This window comes from Pantoea sp. EA-12 (assembly GCF_030053355.1).
Lineage (GTDB): Bacteria > Pseudomonadota > Gammaproteobacteria > Enterobacterales > Enterobacteriaceae > Pantoea > Pantoea vagans_C.
Window position 1 is genome coordinate 14,176 of sequence record NZ_JASGBY010000020.1, and the last position, 19,332, is coordinate 33,507.

The following is a 19,332-nucleotide window of genomic DNA, read 5'->3' on the forward strand; positions in this document are numbered from 1 at the left end:
CTCACAAGGAGACTTATGTTCCGGGTTTACCACTCCAATCAGCTCGATCTGTTGAAGAATTTGGCCGGTATCTTGATTGAAAATCAACCGCTGACGGATGTGCTCGCGGCTGAGCAGGTGCTGGTGCAAAGTCCCGGCATGGCACAATGGCTTCAGATGGAGTTGGCAAACAGCTTTGGTATTGCTGCTAACATCGATTTTCCGCTGCCCGCCACGTTTATCTGGAACATGTTCGTCAAGGTGCTGCCCGGTATTCCTGAAGAGAGCGCCTTCACCAAAGCCAGCATGAGTTGGAAGCTGATGCACCGCCTACCGACGCTACTGGAGCAGGAGGCTTTTCAGCCACTGCGCCACTATCTTAGTGATGATGATGACAAACGTAAGCTGTATCAGCTCAGCGCACGCGTCGCCGACCTTTTTGACCAGTATCTGGTGTATCGCTCTGACTGGCTTAACGGTTGGGAACGCGGCGAACTGATTGAAGATTTAAGTGATGCGCAACAGTGGCAGGCACCGCTGTGGCGCGACCTGGTCGAGTTCACACAGCAGCTCGGCCAGCCGATGTGGCACCGTGCCAACCTCTACGCACGTTTTATCCAGGCACTGGAGCAGGCAGAGACGCCGCCAGCAGGCTTACCGCAACGTGTCTTTATCTGTGGCATCTCTGCGTTACCCCCGGTTTACCTTCAGGCGCTGGAAGCACTCGGACGTCATATTGATATCCATCTGCTGTTCACCAATCCCTGTCGGCACTATTGGGGCGATATCCAGGATTATGCGTTCCTGGCGAAGCTACAGAGCCGCCAGCGTCGTCGGGTGCAGTCTGAAGAGCGGCAACCGCTGTTCCGTGATCCAGAGGTGGCTCCCTCGCTGTTTAACGAGGCAGGCGAACAGCAACTGACTAACCCGCTGTTAGCGTCCTGGGGAAAATTAGGGCGCGATAACCTGTTTTTGCTCAGCCAGATGGAGTCTGCTGCCAACGATATTGATGCTTTTGTCGAGATGCCACAAGACAACCTGCTGCACAGTTTGCAGGCCGATCTGCTCAACCTTGATGACCGGGCGGTGATCGGCGTCAATGCCGATGAGTTGGGAAACAGCAGCAAAAAACGTCTGCTCGATCCTGAGGACCGTTCTGTCACCCTACAGGTGTGCCATAGCCCGCAGCGCGAAGTGGAAGTCTTGCAGGATCACTTGCTGGCGCTGATGGAGGCTGATCCCGACCTGAAACCACGCGACATCATCGTGATGGTGGCGGATATCGACAGCTATGCGCCCTTTATCCAAGCGGCCTTCGCCAGCGCACCATCCGATCGCTATCTGCCTTTTGCCATCTCCGATCGCCGTGCCAGCCAGGCACACCCCGCGATTCTGGCGTTGCTCAGCTTGTTGTCACTGCCGGAAAGTCGCTTTGCTTCTGAAGAAGTATTGGCACTGTTGGAAGTGCCCGCGCTGGCGCAGCGTTTCTCGGTGGATGAGAGCGGTCTGCGTTTGCTGCGTCGCTGGGTGATGGAATCCGGTATTCGCTGGGGACTGGATGATGCCAGCGTCGAAGCACTGGCTCTACCGGTCACCGGGCAACATACCTGGCGCTTTGGCCTGCAACGTATGCTGTTGGGCTACGCGCTGGAGAGCCGTAACGGAGACTGGCAGGGGATACTGCCGTACGACGAATCCAGCGGTTTAATTGCCGAACTCGCCGGACATCTGGCTGAATTATTGTCGCTGCTCGACGCATGGCGTAAGCGCCTGGCAGAAGAGCGCACACTATCAGCGTGGCAGACTCTGTGTCGTGAACTGATCGACAGCTTCTTTGCTGGCGATGCCGAGAGTGAGGCGGCGCTTTTGCTGGTTGAGACGCAGTGGAAGCAGATAATTGAGCAAGGCATGCAGGCGGCGTATCAGCAGCCGATTCCAGTGACGTTATTACGTGATGAGCTTCACTCGCGGCTGGATCAACAACGCATCAGCCAGCGTTTCCTGGCAGGTCCCATCAACTTCTGTACCCTGATGCCGATGCGTTCTATCCCGTTCAAAGTGGTCTGCTTGTTGGGCATGAACGATGGCGTTTATCCCCGCACACTGGCTCCTTTAGGCTTTGATTTGATGCAACAGCGGGCGCGCAAAGGCGACCGTAGCCGTCGGGATGATGACCGTTATTTGTTCCTCGAAGCGCTGATTTCCGCTCAGCAACAGCTCTATATCAGTTATATCGGGCGCGCGATTCAAGACAACACCGAGCGCTATCCCTCGGTACTGGTTACCGAGTTGGTGGATTACCTCGGGCAGAGTTTCTGTTTGCCGGGTGATGAATCCTGTGAGCCAGATGTCAGCGAGCAACGGGTGCGTGACCATTTGCAAATACTGCACAGCCGTATGCCGTTTGCCGCGGAAAATTTCCAGCCGGGGGCCTATGGCCAAAGCTTTGCCGCAGAATGGCTGCCTGCCGCCACTGGCACCGGCGTGGCGCAACCTGACTTCGTACAGCCGCTGGAGCCCATGACGCTGGAGACACTGTCTCTGGAACAACTGCTGCGCTTCTGGCGCCATCCGGTGCGCGCCTGGTTCCAGCAGCGTTTGGGCGTCGCATTTTGGATGGAAGAGAGTGAATTACCCGATAGCGAGCCGTTCGCGCCGGACAGTCTGGAGCGTTACCAAATCAATGCACAGCTACTGAATACGCTGGTTGATGGCGACGATCCCGCGCAGCTTTATGCGCGTCATCGTGCGGCCGGTAATCTCCCTTATGGCGCTTTTGGGGAACTTTTTTGGCAGAGCCAGACCGAAGAGATGCAGGAAGTGGCTGCTGAAGTCAGTGGACAGCGTCAAATGGCCGAAAGCTGGGAGATCAATCTAGCACTTAATGATGTGCAGTTGACCGGCTGGCTGACACAGGTGCAAGCTGATGGACTGCTGCGCTGGCGACCGGGCGTGCTGAACATGAATGATGGGCTGCTACTGTGGCTGGAGCATCTGGTTTATTGCGCGCTGGGTGGGACTGGGGAAAGCCGTATGTATGGCCGTAAACAGAGTCACTGGCGTTTCAAAGCGGTCAGCGCCGATCAGGCCCAATCACTGCTAAGTGATTACATCAGCGCCTGGCAAATGGGCATGACGGAGCCACTGATGTTGCTCAATAAATCGGGTGGTGCCTGGCTGGACGCCAGCTTCGACGGTAAATCACGTCAGCTTCTGGATGATGAAGCTACCCAGAAAAAGGCACTTAACAAACTGCTGCAAGCCTGGCAAGGTGGCTTCCAGGTCGAGGGAGAGGGCAGCGATCCTTATCTGCAGCGTTTGTGTCGTGCGCTGGATGACGAAGCCGTACAGGCTATCGTCACCGCCGCTCGTCAGTGGTATTTACCGGTGCGCCTCGCGCATCAAGATGATGAATAGCAATCGGGTAACGACAGCCTTTGCTGTTGTTCTCAAAATCATAAAAAAGTCTGTTTTTTCTCCGCTGGGCACACAGCCAGCGGTATAGGGTAACGAAAGGGGTTTAAATGCGGATTAACGCACGCTGGATAGGAGCGCTGCTGCTGAGCATGCTGGCGCTGAGTGCCTTTGCCGATACCGATCGCGGCTGGCAGCCCATCAATGAAACCATTCGCAAAAGCGATCACGATCCACGCAGTTATCAGGCGATTACGCTGACCAACGGCATGACAGTGCTGCTGGTGTCTGATGCCGCAGCGCCCAAATCTCTCGCGGCGATCACCCTACCGATTGGATCGCTTGACGATCCTAATCAGCAATTGGGGTTAGCGCACTACACCGAACATATGGTGTTGATGGGATCCAAGCTTTACCCACAGCCGGATAATCTGGCGGAGTTTCTGAAAAAACATGGCGGCAGCCACAACGCCAGCACCGCTTCCTATCGCACCGCATTCTATCTGGAGGTGGAGAACGATGCGTTGCAGCCTGCTGTGGATCGTCTTGCCGATGCCATTGCTGAACCCTTGCTTGATCCGGTCAATGCCGATCGCGAACGCCATGCGGTCAATGCGGAACTCACCATGGCGCGCTCGCGTGATGGTTTGCGTATGGCGCAAGTGGGAGCTGAGACCCTCAATCCGGCGCACCCAGGCTCGCGCTATTCCGGCGGTAACCTCGACACGCTGCGTGATAAACCCGACAGCAATTTGCACCAGGCTCTGACGGATTTCTATCACAGCCATTATTCCGCCAACCTGATGAAAGCGGTGATTTACAGCAACAAATCACTGCCGGAGATGGCGGATATTGCCGCCCAGACCTTTGGTCGCGTCAGCAATCATCAGGCGATCGTACCGAAGATTGAAGTGCCGGTGGTGACCGATGCGCAGAAAGGCATCATCATTCACTATGTGCCTGCCCAGCCGCGCAAGCAGCTAAAAATTGAATTCCGCATTGCTAACAACAGCGATCAGTTCCGCAGTAAAACCGACACCTTGATCAGCTACATTCTTGGCAACCGCAGTAAAAACACCCTTAACGACTGGCTGCAAAAACAGGGTCTGGCTGACGGTGTCAATGCGGGTGCTGACCCGATGACCGACCGTAACAGCGGCGTGTTTGCCATCACGGTTTCGCTAACGGATAAAGGTCTGGCGCAGCGCGATGAAGTGGTGGCTGCGGTATTCAGTTACCTTGATATGCTGCGTAACAAGGGCATTGATAAAGGCTATTTTGACGAAGTGTCACATGTGCTGGCGCTGGACTTCCGTTACCCTTCCATTACGCGTGACATGGATTACATCGAATGGCTGGTGGACACCATGCTGCGCGTGCCGATCGATCATGCGCTGGATGCTCCTTACCTGGCGGACAATTTCGACCCGGCGGCCATCAAATCTCGCCTTGATGAGATGACGCCGCAAAATGCGCGCATCTGGTACATCAGTCCTGGTGAACCGCATAACAAAGAAGCCTACTTCGTCAACGCACCTTATCAGGTGGATAAAATCAGTGCGGCACAGTTCAGCGACTGGCAGCAGCGTGGGGCGCAGATTCAGCTCTCGATGCCGACGCTCAATCCTTACATTCCATCCGATTTTTCGCTGATTCCCTCAGATGGCAAAACCTACACTCATCCGGTAGCGCTTACCGATGCTGATAGCATGCGTATTTACTGGATGCCAAGCCAGTTCTACGCCAGCGAACCGAAAGCGGCGATTACGCTGGCGCTGCGTAACAAGGCCGCTATCAGCGATGCGCGCCAGCAGGTGCTGTTTGGTCTGAATGATTATCTCTCCAGCGTGGCGTTGGACGAGTTGAATTCGCAGGCTTCCGTCAGCGGCATCAGCTTCTCGACGGGCGAGGATGACGGCATTGTGTTCAATGCCAGCGGCTTTACCCAGCGCTTACCGGAATTGCTGAAAAAACTGGTTGAGGGGTATGCCACTTTCCAACCGGATGCACAGCAGTTGGAGCAGGCTAAATCCTGGTATCTGGATCGACTGGAAGCCGCAGAGAAGGGCAAAGCGTTTGAGCAGGCGATACAGCCGATGCAGATGTTATCGCAACTGCCGTACACCCAGCGAGAGACGCGCCGTAAGCTGGTGAAAGACCTCACGCTGAAAGATGTCACCGATTATCGTGATGCTCTGTTACGCCAGGCTACGCCAGAAATGATGGTGGTGGGGAACCTGTCAGCCGATCGGGTTAAGCAACTGGGCGCTGATTTGCAGCAGCAGTTGCACAGTGATGGCAAGGGTTACTGGCACAGCAATTACGTGGCGATCGACAAAGCCATGAAGGCGAATCTGCAAACCGCCGGTAGCAGCACCGATTCGGCGCTGGCAGCACTCTACGTCCCGCTCGGCTATGACGAGTACCAAAGCATGGCCAACAGCACCATGCTGAGCCAGATTGTGCAGCCGTGGTTCTACAACCAGTTACGCACCCAGGAACAGCTGGGCTATGCGGTATTCTCCTATCAAATGCCGATTGGCCGCCAGTGGGGGATTGGTTTCCTGCTGCAGAGTAACAGTAAGCAACCGGCTTATCTGATGCAGCGTTTCGAGGCGTTCTATCCGCAGGCAGAACAACGCTTGCGTGACATGAAACCGGAAGATTTCGCTCAATATCAGCAGGCATTAATCAATGATTTGAAACAGCGCCCACAAACGCTGGATGAAGAAGCCAACCGCTATAACCGCGATTTCAATCGTCAGAATTTTGCCTTTGATACGCGAGAGAAAGCCATTGAGCAAATTCAGAAACTCACGCCTGCAGGGTTGGCTGATTTCTTCCACAAGGCGGTGATAGCCCAGCAAGGTATGGCGATGGTGTCACAAATCGGCGGCAGCCACGATGGCGCAACCAAAGATGATTATGCGCCACTGCCCGGCTTCACCACCTGGGATCAGGTTGAGAAATTACAGCAATCCTTGCCGGTTAAGAGTGATGCGCAATGAGTCAGCTGCAACTACCCGAATCGCTTAATCCGCTGACGCTGCCTTTACGCGGTGAACGGCTGATTGAGGCTTCTGCTGGCACCGGAAAAACCTTCACCATCGGGCTGCTCTATCTGCGTTTATTGCTGGGGCTGGGCGGGGCGAATGCTTATTCCCGACCGCTATCAGTGGAAGAGATTCTGGTGGTGACTTTCACTGAGGCTGCCACTGCGGAACTGCGTGGACGTATACGCGCCAACATTCATGAATTGCGGCTGGCCTGTATTCGCGGTGCCAGCAGCAATCCCATGCTGATGCAGTTGTTGCACGAAATTCCACAGCCAGCGGATGCCGCCTCATTGCTGTTGGCCGCCGAACGCCAGATGGATGAGGCGGCCATCTTTACTATCCACGGCTTCTGCCAGCGCATGCTCAATCTCAATGCCTTTGAGTCTGGCATGCTGTTTGAACAGCAACTGATCGAAGATGAACATCAACTGTTGCGGCAGGCTACTGCCGATTTCTGGCGTCGCCATTGCTACCCGCTGACGCTGGATATCGCCCGGGTAATTGTCAGTGAATGGAATGGACCAGAGCAACTGCTGGCGACGTTACGCCCGTGGTTGCAGGGCGAATCCCCCAGCCTGCGGCAACCGCCGGGTGACGCGGAAACCATCACCTCTCGCCATCAGGAAAATCTGGCGCGTATTGAAGCGATGAAAGCGCAGTGGTGCGCGGTGGGCGATGAGGTACTGACGATCGTCGGCCAGTCGGATGTGGATAAGCGCAGCTACAGCAGTAAAAATCTGCCGGTCTGGGTAAATAAAGTCAGCTTCTGGGCGCAGAGTGAAACCTGCGATTATCAGGTGCCTGCTGAACTGGCGCGCTTTGCACAACAGGTGCTTGATGAGAAAACCAAAAAGGGCAATCCACCGCAGCATACGCTGTTCTCAAGTATTGAGACGTTCCTCTCGCAGCCCGTTTCACTGCGCGATGTGGTGATTGCCCGGGCGCTAGTCGAAGTGCGCGCGGCAGTGCGCAAAGAGAAGCGGCAACAAGCGCTACTCGGCTTTGATGACCTGCTAAGCCGACTGGATGATGCGCTACAACAGCCCGGTGGTGAGCAGCTGGCACAAGCGATCCGCCAGCGTTATCCGGTGGCGTTGATTGATGAATTTCAGGATACCGATCCCCTGCAATACCGTATTTTCCGCACACTCTATATTCAGCAGCCGGAACATGCGTTATTGCTGATTGGCGACCCTAAACAGGCGATCTACGCGTTTCGTGGTGCGGATATTTTTACCTATATTCGCGCGCGCAGTGAAGTCAGCGCCCACTACACGCTCGATACCAACTGGCGCTCTTCCCCTACGATGGTGGAAAGCGTCAATCAGCTGTTTGCACGACTTGATTCTCCCTTCCTGTTTGAGGCAATTCCGTTTCTGCCGGTGCAGTTTGCGCCGCCGAACCAAACACTTTCACTCAGTATCGACCAACAGGAGCAGGCAGCCTTGCGCCTCTGGCTGCAACCGGGTGAGGGATGCAGCGTAGGTGATTACCAGCAAGCGATGGCGCGGCAATGCGCCGCCGACATCAGCCGCTGGTTGCAGGCAGGGCAGCAACAGCGCGCCATGCTGGGTAAGGCCCCGGCGCAGCGTGCGGTACAGGCATCCGATATCACGGTTTTGGTGCGCAGTCGCAACGAAGCCAACCTGATTCGTGAAGCACTGAATCAGCTGGGGATTCCCTCGGTATACCTCTCAAACCGTGACAGTGTTTACACCACGCCAGAGGCGCGCGAGCTGTTATGGTTGCTCCAGGCGGTGCTGGCACCGGAACAGGAGCGAATGCTGCGTACGGCGCTGGCTACCTCGCTGTTTGCGTTTGATGCGGCACAGCTGGACAGGTTGGATCAGGATGCGCGCGGCTGGGATACGCTGGTGGAGACTTTCGCACGTTGGCAGCTGTTGTGGCAGCAGCGGGGCGTGTTGCCGATGCTGCGCCAGCTGATGCTGGAACGCCAGTTGGCGGAAAACCTGTTGGCCTCGGAAAACGGTGAGCGCCGTCTGACAGACCTGTTGCATCTGGGCGAGCTATTGCAGGAGGCTGCCGCGCAACTCGACAGCCCCCATGCGCTGGTGCGTTATCTGGCGCAGCAGATCGACAGCCCGGACAGCCAGTCATCCAGCCAGCAACTTCGTCTGGAGAGCGATCGCCATCTGGTGCAAATTGTCACCATTCATAAATCGAAAGGGCTGCAGTATCCATTAGTGTGGCTGCCTTTTGCCGCCGGTTTCCGCGAAGCCGATACCGCGCTTTATCACGATCGTGAAAATTTCGCAGCGGTGCTGGATCTGCAAGCTGATGATGAAAGCCTGGCGCTTGCCGAACAGGAACGCTTAGCGGAAGATTTGCGCTTGCTGTATGTGGCGCTGACGCGCTCGGTGTATCACTGCAGCGTGGGCGTTGCGCCACTGTTTCGCGGTACACGCAAGAAAGAGGGCGCGAGCGATCTACACAAAAGTGCACTGGGATACCTGTTACAACGCGGTGAGGCGGCGACAGCCGAGCAACTGGCTGTGCTGCTGAGTGAGATGAACGCAGCGGGCACTGAAGTGGTGTCAGTACAAGATGACGATGCCGAACGCTGGCAGGAAGCCGTCACCGCGGAAGGCCAGCTAACGGCACGCTCAGTCACGCGTCCATTGGTTGAATCCTGGCGTGTGACCAGCTACTCCGGTTTGCAGCAGCATGGTAACCAACGGCTGCTTGATGTCATGCCGAGCTTTGATATTGAGGCGGCTGGCGAAGACCTTCAGGAAGATGACAGCGAAACCACACTGACGCCGCATCATTTTCCACGCGGTGCGGCGCCGGGAACCTTCCTGCACGAATTGTTTGAATCGCTGGATTTCCCGCAGCCCCCCACCGCTGAAAAGCTGGAGCAACATCTGCAGCAAAATGGTTATCCGCTGCACTGGCAGCCAATGCTCAGCGACTGGATCGCGCGGGTGGTGAGTACGCCACTTAACGTGCAGGGCATTAAACTTGCCGAGGTGCATGCCAGCGATTGTTTAGTGGAGATGGGTTTCTATTTGCCGATTGATGGCCTGCTGACGGCGGAAGCGCTGGATAGCTTGATTCGTCAGGATACCTTGTCATCAAATGCGCCATCGCTCGAATTTCGCCAGGTGCAGGGCATGCTGAAGGGCTTTATCGATCTGGTGTTCCGCTGGCAGGGCAAATATTACCTGCTGGATTACAAATCCAACTGGCTGGGCGACAGCCGTGAAGCTTACACGCCGGAAGCGATGAAACAGGCGATGATCGACCACCGCTACGACTTGCAGTACCAACTCTATACGCTGGCGTTGCATCGCTATCTTAAACATCGCCTGACGGATTACGATTATGATCAGCACTTTGGCGGCGTGTTTTACCTGTTCTTGCGTGGGCTGGATGGCAGTTCGCCTGACAATGGCGTATTCCACACTCGCCCGACTCAGGAATTTGTTTCACAGTTAGATAGCCTGTTTCGCGGGCCAGGAGCCACAGTATGAGCGGCATGACAGCACTGCTTGCGCAGGCGGCTGAGCTGCGCTTATTGCGCCCGCTGGATATCCAGTTTGCACTGCTTTTAGCCGACGACAGCCAACCGGCACGGCTGTTGGCCGCCGCTTGCCTCAGCGCGGAAGCGGGGGAAGGGCATGTCTGTTTACCGCTGTCTCAGCTGAGCCAAGAGAGCGTGTTTAAGGGGCGCCACGCGGAGTTGGCTCAGGCTATTTGGCTGGCGGCGGGGGAGCCACAGGATTGGCCATCGACCCTGGCAAACTGGTCTGCACTGAGCAGCAGCGAGCAGGCAGCGCCGATAGTGCTTTGTGATGATCGTCTTTATCTGCATCGATTCTGGCACAACGAGGGGCAGGTCGCCCGCTTCTTCCAGGCACAGTCAGCACCGCAGCCATTCGCTAACGAAAGGGTGCGTGAGGTGCTGGATAGCCTGTTTGGTACCCAGCCGGATGACTGGCAAAAAATCGCCGCCGCAGTGGCCCTCACGCAGAAAACCGCGGTGATATCGGGTGGACCGGGCACGGGGAAAACCACCACCGTGGCAAAACTGCTGGCGGCGCTGATTCGCTTGAGTGACGGGGCGTTGCGTATTCAGCTTGCAGCCCCCACAGGCAAAGCGGCAGCGCGGCTTACCGAATCGCTCGGCAAAGCGCTGCAGAAGCTGCCGGTCAGTGAGGCTGAGCGCCAGCGCTTTCCCGCTGAAGCCACGACCTTACACCGTTTGCTAGGTGCGCAGCCTGAGACACAACGCTTACGCTATCACGCGGGCAATCTGCTGCATCTGGATGTGCTGGTGGTGGATGAGGCCTCAATGGTCGATCTTGGCATGATGGCCAATCTGATTGCCGCATTACCGCCGCAGGCGCGCGTCATTTTCCTTGGCGACCGTGACCAGCTTGCCTCGGTAGAAGCGGGTGCGGTACTGGGGGATATTTGTCGTTGTGCGGAAGCGGGTTACAGCACGGCGCGTGCGGCTCAGCTGCATGCCTTAACCGGCTGTGAGGTTGACGGCAATGATGACAGCCGCGCGCCAGCGGTGCGTGACGCAATTTGTTTGCTGCGTAAAAGCTACCGTTTCGATGCGCATTCGGGAATAGGTCAACTGGCGGCCGCAGTGAATGCCGGTGAGCCTAAAGCCGTTGAAGCGGCATTTCAGGCTGGCTTTAGCGATATTGCTCGCCAGCCGCTGAATGACGGTGAAGCCTATCAGGCGATGCTGTCGGAAATCGCTGAGGGGTATCGGCCGTTTCTGCGGTTGGTCAGTCAGCGCGCGCAACCGAGCGAGATACTGGCGGCATTCGGACGTTATCAACTGCTGTGTGCCCTGCGCGAAGGTCCGTTTGGTGTGCAGGGGTTGAATCAGCGTATTGAACAGAAGTTGCTGCAGATGCAGTTGATTCGTCGACCCACCGGCGGCAGCCGCTGGTATCAGGGGCGCCCGGTGATGGTGACGCGCAACGACAATGCCCTTGGGTTGTTCAATGGCGATATCGGCATCACGCTGTTCGATGACGAGGGGCTGCTCAAAGTGTTCTTCCCCTTGCCCGATGGCAGTATCAAAGCCGTTCAGCCGAGCCGCTTGCCTGCGCATGACACCGCGTGGGCGATGACAGTGCATAAGTCACAGGGTTCGGAGTTTGACCACACGGCCTTAGTGATGCCCGCTCAGTTCTTGCCGGTGCTGACGTGCGAATTGATCTATACCGCAATTACCCGCGCCCGCAAGCATCTGACGTTATACAGCGATGACGGCGTATTCCGTCGGGCGGTGCAGTTGCGTACTCAGCGCCGCAGTGGATTGCTGGAGAGGTTAGGTGGGGAATAGGGAGGGGTCGGCAAAAATGCCGACCTTACATACCCGGGTTCATTTTTGTAGAGTGCGCATTGATGCGCACTGAACATTCACGCGATGCGTTGATTAACCCAAATCCGCCATCAGCACTTTTGAACGGCGCTGATAGTTATACATCTGCTTCTTGCTCTCGGGCAGAGACTCAATATCCACCGGCGTAAAGCCGCGTTCCTGGAACCAGTGAATACTGCGTGTGGTGAGCACGAACAACTTCTTCAGCCCCATCTGACGCGCTTGCAGTGCCACGCGCTCAAGCAACAGCTCGCCGCGTGAAGAGCTGCGATAGTCAGGATGTACCGCCACACAGGCCATTTCACCAATCTGCTCATCCGGGAACGGATAGAGAGCCGCACAAGCGATAGTCAGGTTATCACGCTGAATAATGGTGAATTTGTCGATCTCCATCTCCAACTGCTCGCGTGAACGCCGCACCAAAATGCCTTGCTGCTCCAGTGGGCGAATCAACTCCAGAATGCCGCCGATATCATTGATGGTCGCACGTCGAATCTGCTCAGCGGACTCCATTACAATCTGCGTACCGATACCGTCACGTGAGAATAACTCTTGCAGCAGAGCACCGTCTTCCTGATAGCTGATCAGGTGGCTGCGACGAACGCCGCTGCGGCAGGCTTTGACAGCGCCGCGCAGGAAACGCACGGTGCCAGACAGGAAATCACCGTCACTTTCCATCTCATCGATACGCGCTTGCGCTTCATTCGGGAACAGTTCGGAAATGATGGTGCCTTCACGGTTGGTGACACCCTGCTCGGAGCAAAAGCCTATCATTTTCTCGGCTTTGAGTTTGATAGCTAACTGGGTTGCAACTTCTTCCGAGGTGAGGTTAAAGCTCTCACCGGTAACGGAGACCGCGACTGGACCGAGCAACACAATGGCGTCGTTGTCCAACTGACGGTGGATTGCTTCTTCATCAATACGACGAATACGACCACTGTGGCAGTAATCGACACCATCATCGACGCCCAACGGCTGCGCGATAATAAAGTTGCCGCTGACCACGTTGATATGAGCACCCTGCAGCGGAGTGTTGTTCAGGCTCATCGACAGGCGAGCCGTGATATCCAGCTGTAAACGCCCGGCAGCCTGTTTCACCAGCTCCAGTGATTGCGCATCGGTGACACGAGTATGTTTGTGATAAATCGGTTCCAGCTGCTGCTGTGCCATGCTGGCATCAATCTGCGGTCGGGCACCATAGACAACCACCAGGCGAATGCCGAGACTATGCAACAGGCCAATGTCATTAACGATACTGGAAAAGTTCTCATGCTCGATGGCCTCGCCACCCAGCATAATGACAAAGGTCTTGTCACGATGGGTATTTATATAGGGAACGGTATGGCGAAAACCCTGAACCAGTTCAGTACTACGTTCCTTCACGGCAAACCCTCTGTGAATGTTTATTCGAAATTTCTGTATTTTTATGCTCTTTTGCCTGCTATTGCAAGCGCCGGGCCTGACGTTACTTTACGATTTTCCTGATGCAACCCTCGCTAACAGCCTGCATTATCTGGTTTTTCTGGCAAAACATGACACGGATAGCCCAACAAAGTTTTCGCCTTCCCATCGTCAATTGACGATATTTTAGACACTACACAGCAGTTGGAGCGGCATGTCTGAAGCTTTCACACGACGACGATTATTACAGGGCGCAGGCGCGCTATTTCTTTTAAGCGTGACGCGTACCGGCCTTGCGGCCAGCCAGCATATTGTGGCGGTGCGTATTTGGCCTTCCTCGACTTACTCCCGCGTGACGCTGGAGTCGAATGTTCCGCTTAAGTATAAACAGTTCACTTTAAGCAACCCCGATCGCCTGGTGATTGACATTGATAACCTGCATATCAATCCGGTCCTGAAAGGGGTGGATAAGCAAGTGCGCGTTGACGATCCCTATATCAAAAATGCCCGTGTCGGTCAGTTTGATGCCAACACGGTGCGCGTGGTGCTGGAACTCAAGCGTAACGTCGCACCGAAGATCTTCACGCTGGCACCGGTGGCCGGTATTAAGCACCGCTTAGTGGTTGATCTCTACCCCAGCCAGTCGTCGACGGAAGAGGATCCGCTACTGGCGTTACTGAACGATTACAACCAGGGTGAACTCGATCGCGACCAGCCAGCGCAGGCTCCGTTACCGGGTAAAGCGGGGCGCGACCGTCCGATCATTATCATGATTGACCCAGGACACGGTGGGGAAGATCCCGGCGCGCATGGTAAATACAAGACGCGGGAAAAAGATATCGTGTTGAAGATTGGTCGATATCTTAAGGCGCTGATCGATAAAGAACGCAATATGAAAGCCTACATGACACGCAACGAGGATGTGTTTATTCCCTTGCGGGTACGCGTGGCGAAGGCGCGTAAGCAGCGCGCCGACTTGTTTGTGTCGATACACGCAGATGCCTTCACCAGCCGCGCGGCCCGAGGCTCCTCAGTGTTTGCTCTTTCCACCAGTGGGGCAACCTCCACGGCGGCGCGCTACCTGGCACAAACCCAGAACGAATCGGACTTGATCGGCGGTGTAAGCATGAGCGGCGATCGCTATCTCGACCACACCATGTTCGATATGGTGCAGCGGCAGACCATCAGCGACAGCCTGAAGTTTGGCAAAGAAGTGCTGTCACGTATGGGGCACATCAATCACCTGCATAAACGCACGGTTGATCAGGCTGGCTTTGCGGTGCTGAAAGCGCCGGACATCCCCTCAATTTTGGTGGAAACGGCCTTTATCAGTAACGTGGAGGAGGAGCGTAAATTGCGCACAGCACGTTATCAGCATCAGGTCGCTGAGGCGATTTTGCATGGTATTAAGGCGTACTTCGAGAAAGGGGCGGTGCTGGCACGTCGCTGATATACCCTTCATACTTCAAGTTTCAGGTGCGTTGGCTACGTGCATTCACCTCAGTCACTTACTTCAGTAAGCTCCTGAGGATTCATGCACTTGCCGCCTTCCTGAAACTCGAATTATTTTGGGTATAAAAGGGCGGTGGCAATGCCGCTTTATTTTGGCCAAACGCCAAAAACAAAAAAACACCCGTTAAGGTGCTTATCTGTAATTGGTTGCGGGGGCCGGATTCGAACCGACGACCTTCGGGTTATGAGCCCGACGAGCTACCAGGCTGCTCCACCCCGCGTCCGTCTGCCGCGTTACACGACTTTCAAATTGTCTCTTCACTTAAGAAGAATTGGTTGCGGGGGCCGGATTCGAACCGACGACCTTCGGGTTATGAGCCCGACGAGCTACCAGGCTGCTCCACCCCGCGTCCGTCTGACGCGTTACACGACTTTCAAATTGTCTCTTCACTTAAGAAGAATTGGTTGCGGGGGCCGGATTCGAACCGACGACCTTCGGGTTATGAGCCCGACGAGCTACCAGGCTGCTCCACCCCGCGTCCGTGGATGCGCACTATACTCCTGGCACGCGGCGATGCAACCTCTTTTTGCCATAAGGCCCTAAATTTACAGCCAGTTGATGAATAAAAACGCCATTGGGCGATTAATTGTACAGATGTGAGCGCGGTAGCCTGTGGCGGATTTCATTCTTTCCGTCCGTTTGCTATCGTCGCGGGGCCAACAAGCGATAAAAAGAGAAAGTGATGAAAGGACATTGGGCGAAGTATGCACTGACTGGCGCGTTTCTCGCGCTGTTAGCAGGTTGTAGTTCTAAACCGACCGATCGGGGTCAGCAATATATAGATGGCAAGCTGGAGCAGCCGCTCGGGCTGGTCAATGAACCCAATGCCAAAGGGCGCCCGGTCAACGGCAGAGACTTTGGCGTGCAGATTCAGCAGATTCAGAGCGCATCATCAGGTCTCTACAGCCGCAATACCGGAACCTATAGCGCGATTCAAAACTGGCTGCTTTCCGGTGCCGACACCCGTCAGCTCAGCCAGTTCGGTTTAAATGCCTATCAAATGGAAGGCACCGATAATTATGGCAACGTGCAGTTCACCGGTTACTACACGCCGGTGGTAGAAGCGCGTTATACCCGTCAGGGCGAATTCCAGTATCCGATTTATCGTATGCCGCCGCGTCCGCGTGGGCAGAAATTGCCAAGCCGCGCTTCTATATATAGTGGAGCACTTGATGAGCGCTATGTGATTGCCTGGAGCAACTCGCTGATCGATAACTTCATGATGGATGTGCAGGGCAGCGGCTACGTCGATTTCGGCGACGGTCGTCCACTGCGTTTCTTTGGCTACGGCGGCAAAAATGGCTGGGCGTATCATAGCGTGGGTAAAGAGCTGATCGATCGCGGTGAAGTGAAGCGTGAAGATATGTCGATGCAGGCGATTCGCCAGTGGGCGCAGGAGCACTCTCCTGAGGAGGTGCGTAATGTGCTGGAAACCAACCAATCCTTCGTGTTCTTCAAGCCAGAAGATTACGTGCCGGTGCGTGGAGCCAGTGCGGTACCACTGATTGCTAAAGCGTCGGTGGCATCGGATCGTTCACTGATCCCGGCAGGTACCGCACTGTTGGCGGAAGTGCCGCAGTTGAACGAGAAAGGCAAGTTCAATGGCAAATATGAAATGCGCCTGATGGTGGCGCTGGATGTGGGCGGGGCGATCAAAGGCCAGCACTTCGATATCTATCAGGGTGTGGGGCCTGATGCCGCGCACCTTGCCGGTTTTTATAACCACTATGGCCGTGTCTGGGTGTTAAAAGCTGCGCCTGGTGCAGGGCAGCCGCTGTTTAGCAATCCGCAGAATGGCAATAATGGTTCACTGATTATCGGTGCAAATTGATATTGTTGCGTTCGGTGAATCTGCCGAAAAGTGGAGCATAAATGTTTTGGTCGCCATAACTCGCGACCCTTCATGTTCCATGATTTTTTTGTAAGGTGCGCATTTATGCGCACCACAGTACCGTCATTGTTTTGTAGGTTGTGCAATCCTGCGCACCGCAATTAAAGGTTTGATATGAAAGTAGTCAGCGACGCCTGGCGGCAGCGTTTTGGTGGCACGGGACGTTTGTACGGGCAGGATGCACTGCAGCGTTTTGCCGATGCCCATTTCTGCGTTATTGGCATTGGCGGCGTCGGGTCGTGGTCGGCTGAAGCGCTGGCACGCACGGGCATTGGTAAAATCACCCTGATCGATATGGACGATGTCTGTATCACCAACACTAATCGTCAGATCCATGCGCTGCAGGGTAAAGTTGGGCAGGCAAAAACCGAAGTGATGGCCGAGCGTATCCGTGCGATCAATCCTGAATGCGAAGTGATCTGCATTGACGATTTCATCACGCCTGATAATACCGCTGAACTGTTGTCGGCTGGTTTCGACTATGTAATCGATGCCATCGACAGCATTCGTCCCAAAGCCGCGCTGATTGCGTGGTGTCGTCGCAATAAAATCCCGTTCATCACCACGGGTGGGGCGGGCGGTCAAATCGATCCTACTCAGATCCAGGTCAGCGATCTGGCGAAAACCATCCAGGATCCTTTAGCGGCGAAGCTGCGCGAGCGGCTAAAAAGCGACTTCAAGATTGTGAAGAACAGCAAGGGCAAGTTAGGGATAGATTGCGTCTTCTCGACCGAGGCATTGGTGTATCCGCAGCTGGATGGCAGCGTCTGTACCTCGAAAAGCACGGCGGAAGGTCCAAAACGCATGGATTGTACGGCGGGATTTGGTGCGGCGACGATGGTAACCGCGACCTTTGGTTTTATTGCCGTTTCACATGCGCTGAAAAAATTCCTCGCCCGGGCGGCGCGTCAGGCAACCTGATGCGCGCGTGCGGCACGCAGAACGGCGTCCGCCAGCGCTTGTAAACCGCTGCTGCGTGAGGCACTGAGCTGCGCGCGCAGGCCTAAAGTATCAAACAACGCCAGCGGATCCTGTGCTAACAGGTCCGCTGGCGTTTTGCCCTCCACTGCGGTCAGCAGAACGGCTAACAAACCGCGCACGATACGGCCTTCACTGTCACCATAAAAGTGCAGCGTGCCGTTGGGCAGCAGCTGGCTGCTGAGCCACACGCGGTTTTCACATCCACTGAGTTCAATCTCGGCGGTTTTCACCTCTTCCGGCAGCGCGGGCAGCTGGCGGCTGAGTTGAATCAACTGACGGTAGCGGTCTTCCCACTGGTGAAAATGAGAAAATTTTTCGGTCAGGCTGGTTGCGGTAATCACGTCGCCAAAAGGATGTGAGCCAGTCAGGGTTGTCATAGCGTTATTCACTCAGCAATTCCACGGTATGAAGCATAGCGCGCACCAGCGCATCCACGTCCTGCAAATTATTATAGGGGGCAAAGGAGACGCGTAATGTGCCGCTGACACCCAGCGCGGTCATTAAGGGTTGCGCACAATGCTGTCCTGCACGCAGCGCGATGCCCTGTTCCGCCAACAGCGTCACAATATCGCTGTGATGGATGCCCTCAATATCAAACGACAGCAGGCTGGCATGACCACAACGGAAACTGCGGAAACCGGGGATCTCGCTCAACTGCTCTTCAGCCAGACTGGCAAGCTGCTGGCTCCACATCTCGGCCTTCTCCGCGTGATGCTGAGAAAGCCACTCTAACGCTGCACTCAGTCCGACAACGCCGGCAACATTGGGTGTACCTGCCTCAAAGCGCCAGGGGACAGGTTGTGGGGTGAAGCCATTGAAGTCGACCTGAGTTAACATCTTGCCGCCACCTTGCCAGGCATCCATCTCTTCCAACAGCTCAGCTTTGCCGTACAGCACGCCAATACCCATCGGGCCGTAAAGCTTGTGTGCGGAAAAGGCGTAGAAGTCGATATCCAGTGCTTGTACATCTGGCGGGGTGTGCACCACGCCCTGTGCACCATCCACCATCACTTTTGCGCCAACGGCATGCGCCAAAGAAATGGCCTTCAACAAATCTGGGCAGCCGCCGGTCACGTTCGACATCTGCCCAATGGCCAGGAGTTTGGTGCGTGGGTTAAGTAGCTCGGGCAGCAGAGTAATGTCCGGGAGACGATCTTCGCCAATCGGCCACTTCACCACTCTTGCCCCTTTGGCTTGCGCCAGCATTAACCACGGTACCAGGTTCGCGTGATGCTCAGCTTCACTCACGACTATTTCATCACCCGGTTGCAGGCGGGGAGCCAGCCAGCTGTTGGCCACCAGATTAATGGCTTCTGTGGTGCCACGCGTCCAGACAATCTGGCGATCGTCGGCGGCATGGATCCAGCGGGCCACCAGGCCACGTGCGTGTTCATACTGTTCTGTCAGCAGGCGAGCCGCTTTAAACTGGCTACGATGTACGGTGCCTGCACTGAGCGAATAGAACTGCGAGGTGGCGTCAATCACCGCTTGTGGCTTCAGGGCGGTCGCGGCGCTGTCGAGATAGACACCGGCATCACTCAGCGCGGGAAACTGCTGGCGAAAGGCGGATGGAGAAAAAATGGTCATACTCAGCCCACTGTATTGAATGTTAGGACCAGGCTGAAAGCCGGCCTGTTACCTGGCAAAGCTGGAAAAGCGCGTTATGCTAATTATTGCAAGGTTTGAACCGAAACCCGCATAAAGAATTGACCTTAACCAGTCGATTTCA

At 55.5% G+C, this 19,332-nt stretch carries 10 protein-coding genes and 3 tRNA genes; 7 read left to right on the forward strand and 6 right to left on the reverse strand.

The genetic code is table 11. From position 1 onward, the window contains the following. Nucleotides 1–15: 15 nt before the first annotated feature. The 4 genes from recC (at nt 16) to recD (ending at nt 11,778) form a co-directional block, all read left to right on the forward strand. Nucleotides 16–3,396 (forward strand): exodeoxyribonuclease V subunit gamma, encoded by a 3,381-nt coding sequence (recC, locus tag QMZ30_RS22645; protein ID WP_283228992.1) that lies wholly within the window; start codon nt 16–18, stop codon nt 3,394–3,396. Nucleotides 3,397–3,503: 107 nt separating this feature from the next. After that, nucleotides 3,504–6,401 (forward strand): pitrilysin, encoded by a 2,898-nt coding sequence (gene ptrA / locus QMZ30_RS22650; protein ID WP_283228993.1) that lies wholly within the window; start codon nt 3,504–3,506, stop codon nt 6,399–6,401. Next, on the forward strand, nt 6,398–9,943 hold the full coding sequence (recB, locus tag QMZ30_RS22655; protein ID WP_283228994.1) for an exodeoxyribonuclease V subunit beta: 3,546 nt from the start codon (nt 6,398–6,400) through the stop codon (nt 9,941–9,943). The genes ptrA and recB overlap by 4 nt, the downstream gene beginning before the upstream one ends. After that, nucleotides 9,940–11,778: an exodeoxyribonuclease V subunit alpha gene (gene recD, locus QMZ30_RS22660; protein ID WP_283228995.1), complete on the forward strand. Its 1,839-nt coding sequence runs from the start codon at nt 9,940–9,942 to the stop codon at nt 11,776–11,778. The genes recB and recD overlap by 4 nt, the downstream gene beginning before the upstream one ends. Before the next feature lie 93 nt (nt 11,779–11,871). Here the strand turns inward: recD and argA are convergent, their stop codons facing one another. Continuing rightward, on the reverse strand, nt 11,872–13,200 hold the full coding sequence (gene argA, locus QMZ30_RS22665; protein ID WP_039333254.1) for an amino-acid N-acetyltransferase: 1,329 nt from the start codon (nt 13,198–13,200) through the stop codon (nt 11,872–11,874). Nucleotides 13,201–13,432: 232 nt separating this feature from the next. Here argA and amiC point away from each other — a divergent pair, with 232 nt between their 5' ends. Beyond that, nucleotides 13,433–14,668: an N-acetylmuramoyl-L-alanine amidase AmiC gene (gene amiC, locus QMZ30_RS22670; RefSeq protein WP_283228996.1), complete on the forward strand. Its 1,236-nt coding sequence runs from the start codon at nt 13,433–13,435 to the stop codon at nt 14,666–14,668. 206 nt (nt 14,669–14,874) lie between these two features. Here the strand turns inward: amiC and QMZ30_RS22675 are convergent. The 3 genes from QMZ30_RS22675 to QMZ30_RS22685 all read right to left on the reverse strand — a co-directional run bounded on the left by QMZ30_RS22675 (nt 14,875) and on the right by QMZ30_RS22685 (nt 15,209). Beyond that, a tRNA-Met gene (locus QMZ30_RS22675) sits at nt 14,875–14,951 on the reverse strand. A 52-nt stretch (nt 14,952–15,003) separates the two neighbouring features. Next, a tRNA-Met gene (locus QMZ30_RS22680) sits at nt 15,004–15,080 on the reverse strand. A 52-nt stretch (nt 15,081–15,132) separates the two neighbouring features. After that, nucleotides 15,133–15,209, reverse strand: a tRNA-Met gene (locus QMZ30_RS22685). Nucleotides 15,210–15,413: 204 nt separating this feature from the next. On the opposite strand from QMZ30_RS22685, the gene mltA reads away from it, so the two are divergent. Together mltA and tcdA are read left to right on the forward strand one after the other, a co-directional pair. Continuing rightward, a complete protein-coding gene (gene mltA, locus QMZ30_RS22690; protein ID WP_058969879.1) occupies nt 15,414–16,562 on the forward strand; it encodes a murein transglycosylase A in 1,149 nt (382 codons plus the stop codon). 174 nt (nt 16,563–16,736) lie between these two features. Then, the gene (gene tcdA / locus QMZ30_RS22695; RefSeq protein ID WP_283228997.1) at nt 16,737–17,543 is read left to right on the forward strand and encodes a tRNA cyclic N6-threonylcarbamoyladenosine(37) synthase TcdA; all 807 of its coding nucleotides are present in this window, start codon (nt 16,737–16,739) and stop codon (nt 17,541–17,543) included. Here tcdA and csdE read toward each other — a convergent pair. Further along, nucleotides 17,531–17,980, reverse strand: coding sequence for a cysteine desulfurase sulfur acceptor subunit CsdE (gene csdE, locus QMZ30_RS22700; RefSeq protein ID WP_283228998.1), 450 nt, complete (start codon nt 17,978–17,980; stop codon nt 17,531–17,533). The two genes, tcdA and csdE, sit on opposite strands and share 13 nt — an antisense overlap. A gap of 4 nt (nt 17,981–17,984) precedes the next feature. After that, the gene (gene csdA, locus QMZ30_RS22705) at nt 17,985–19,190 is read right to left on the reverse strand and encodes a cysteine desulfurase CsdA (protein WP_283228999.1); all 1,206 of its coding nucleotides are present in this window, start codon (nt 19,188–19,190) and stop codon (nt 17,985–17,987) included. Between the last annotated feature and the right edge of the window lie 142 nt (nt 19,191–19,332).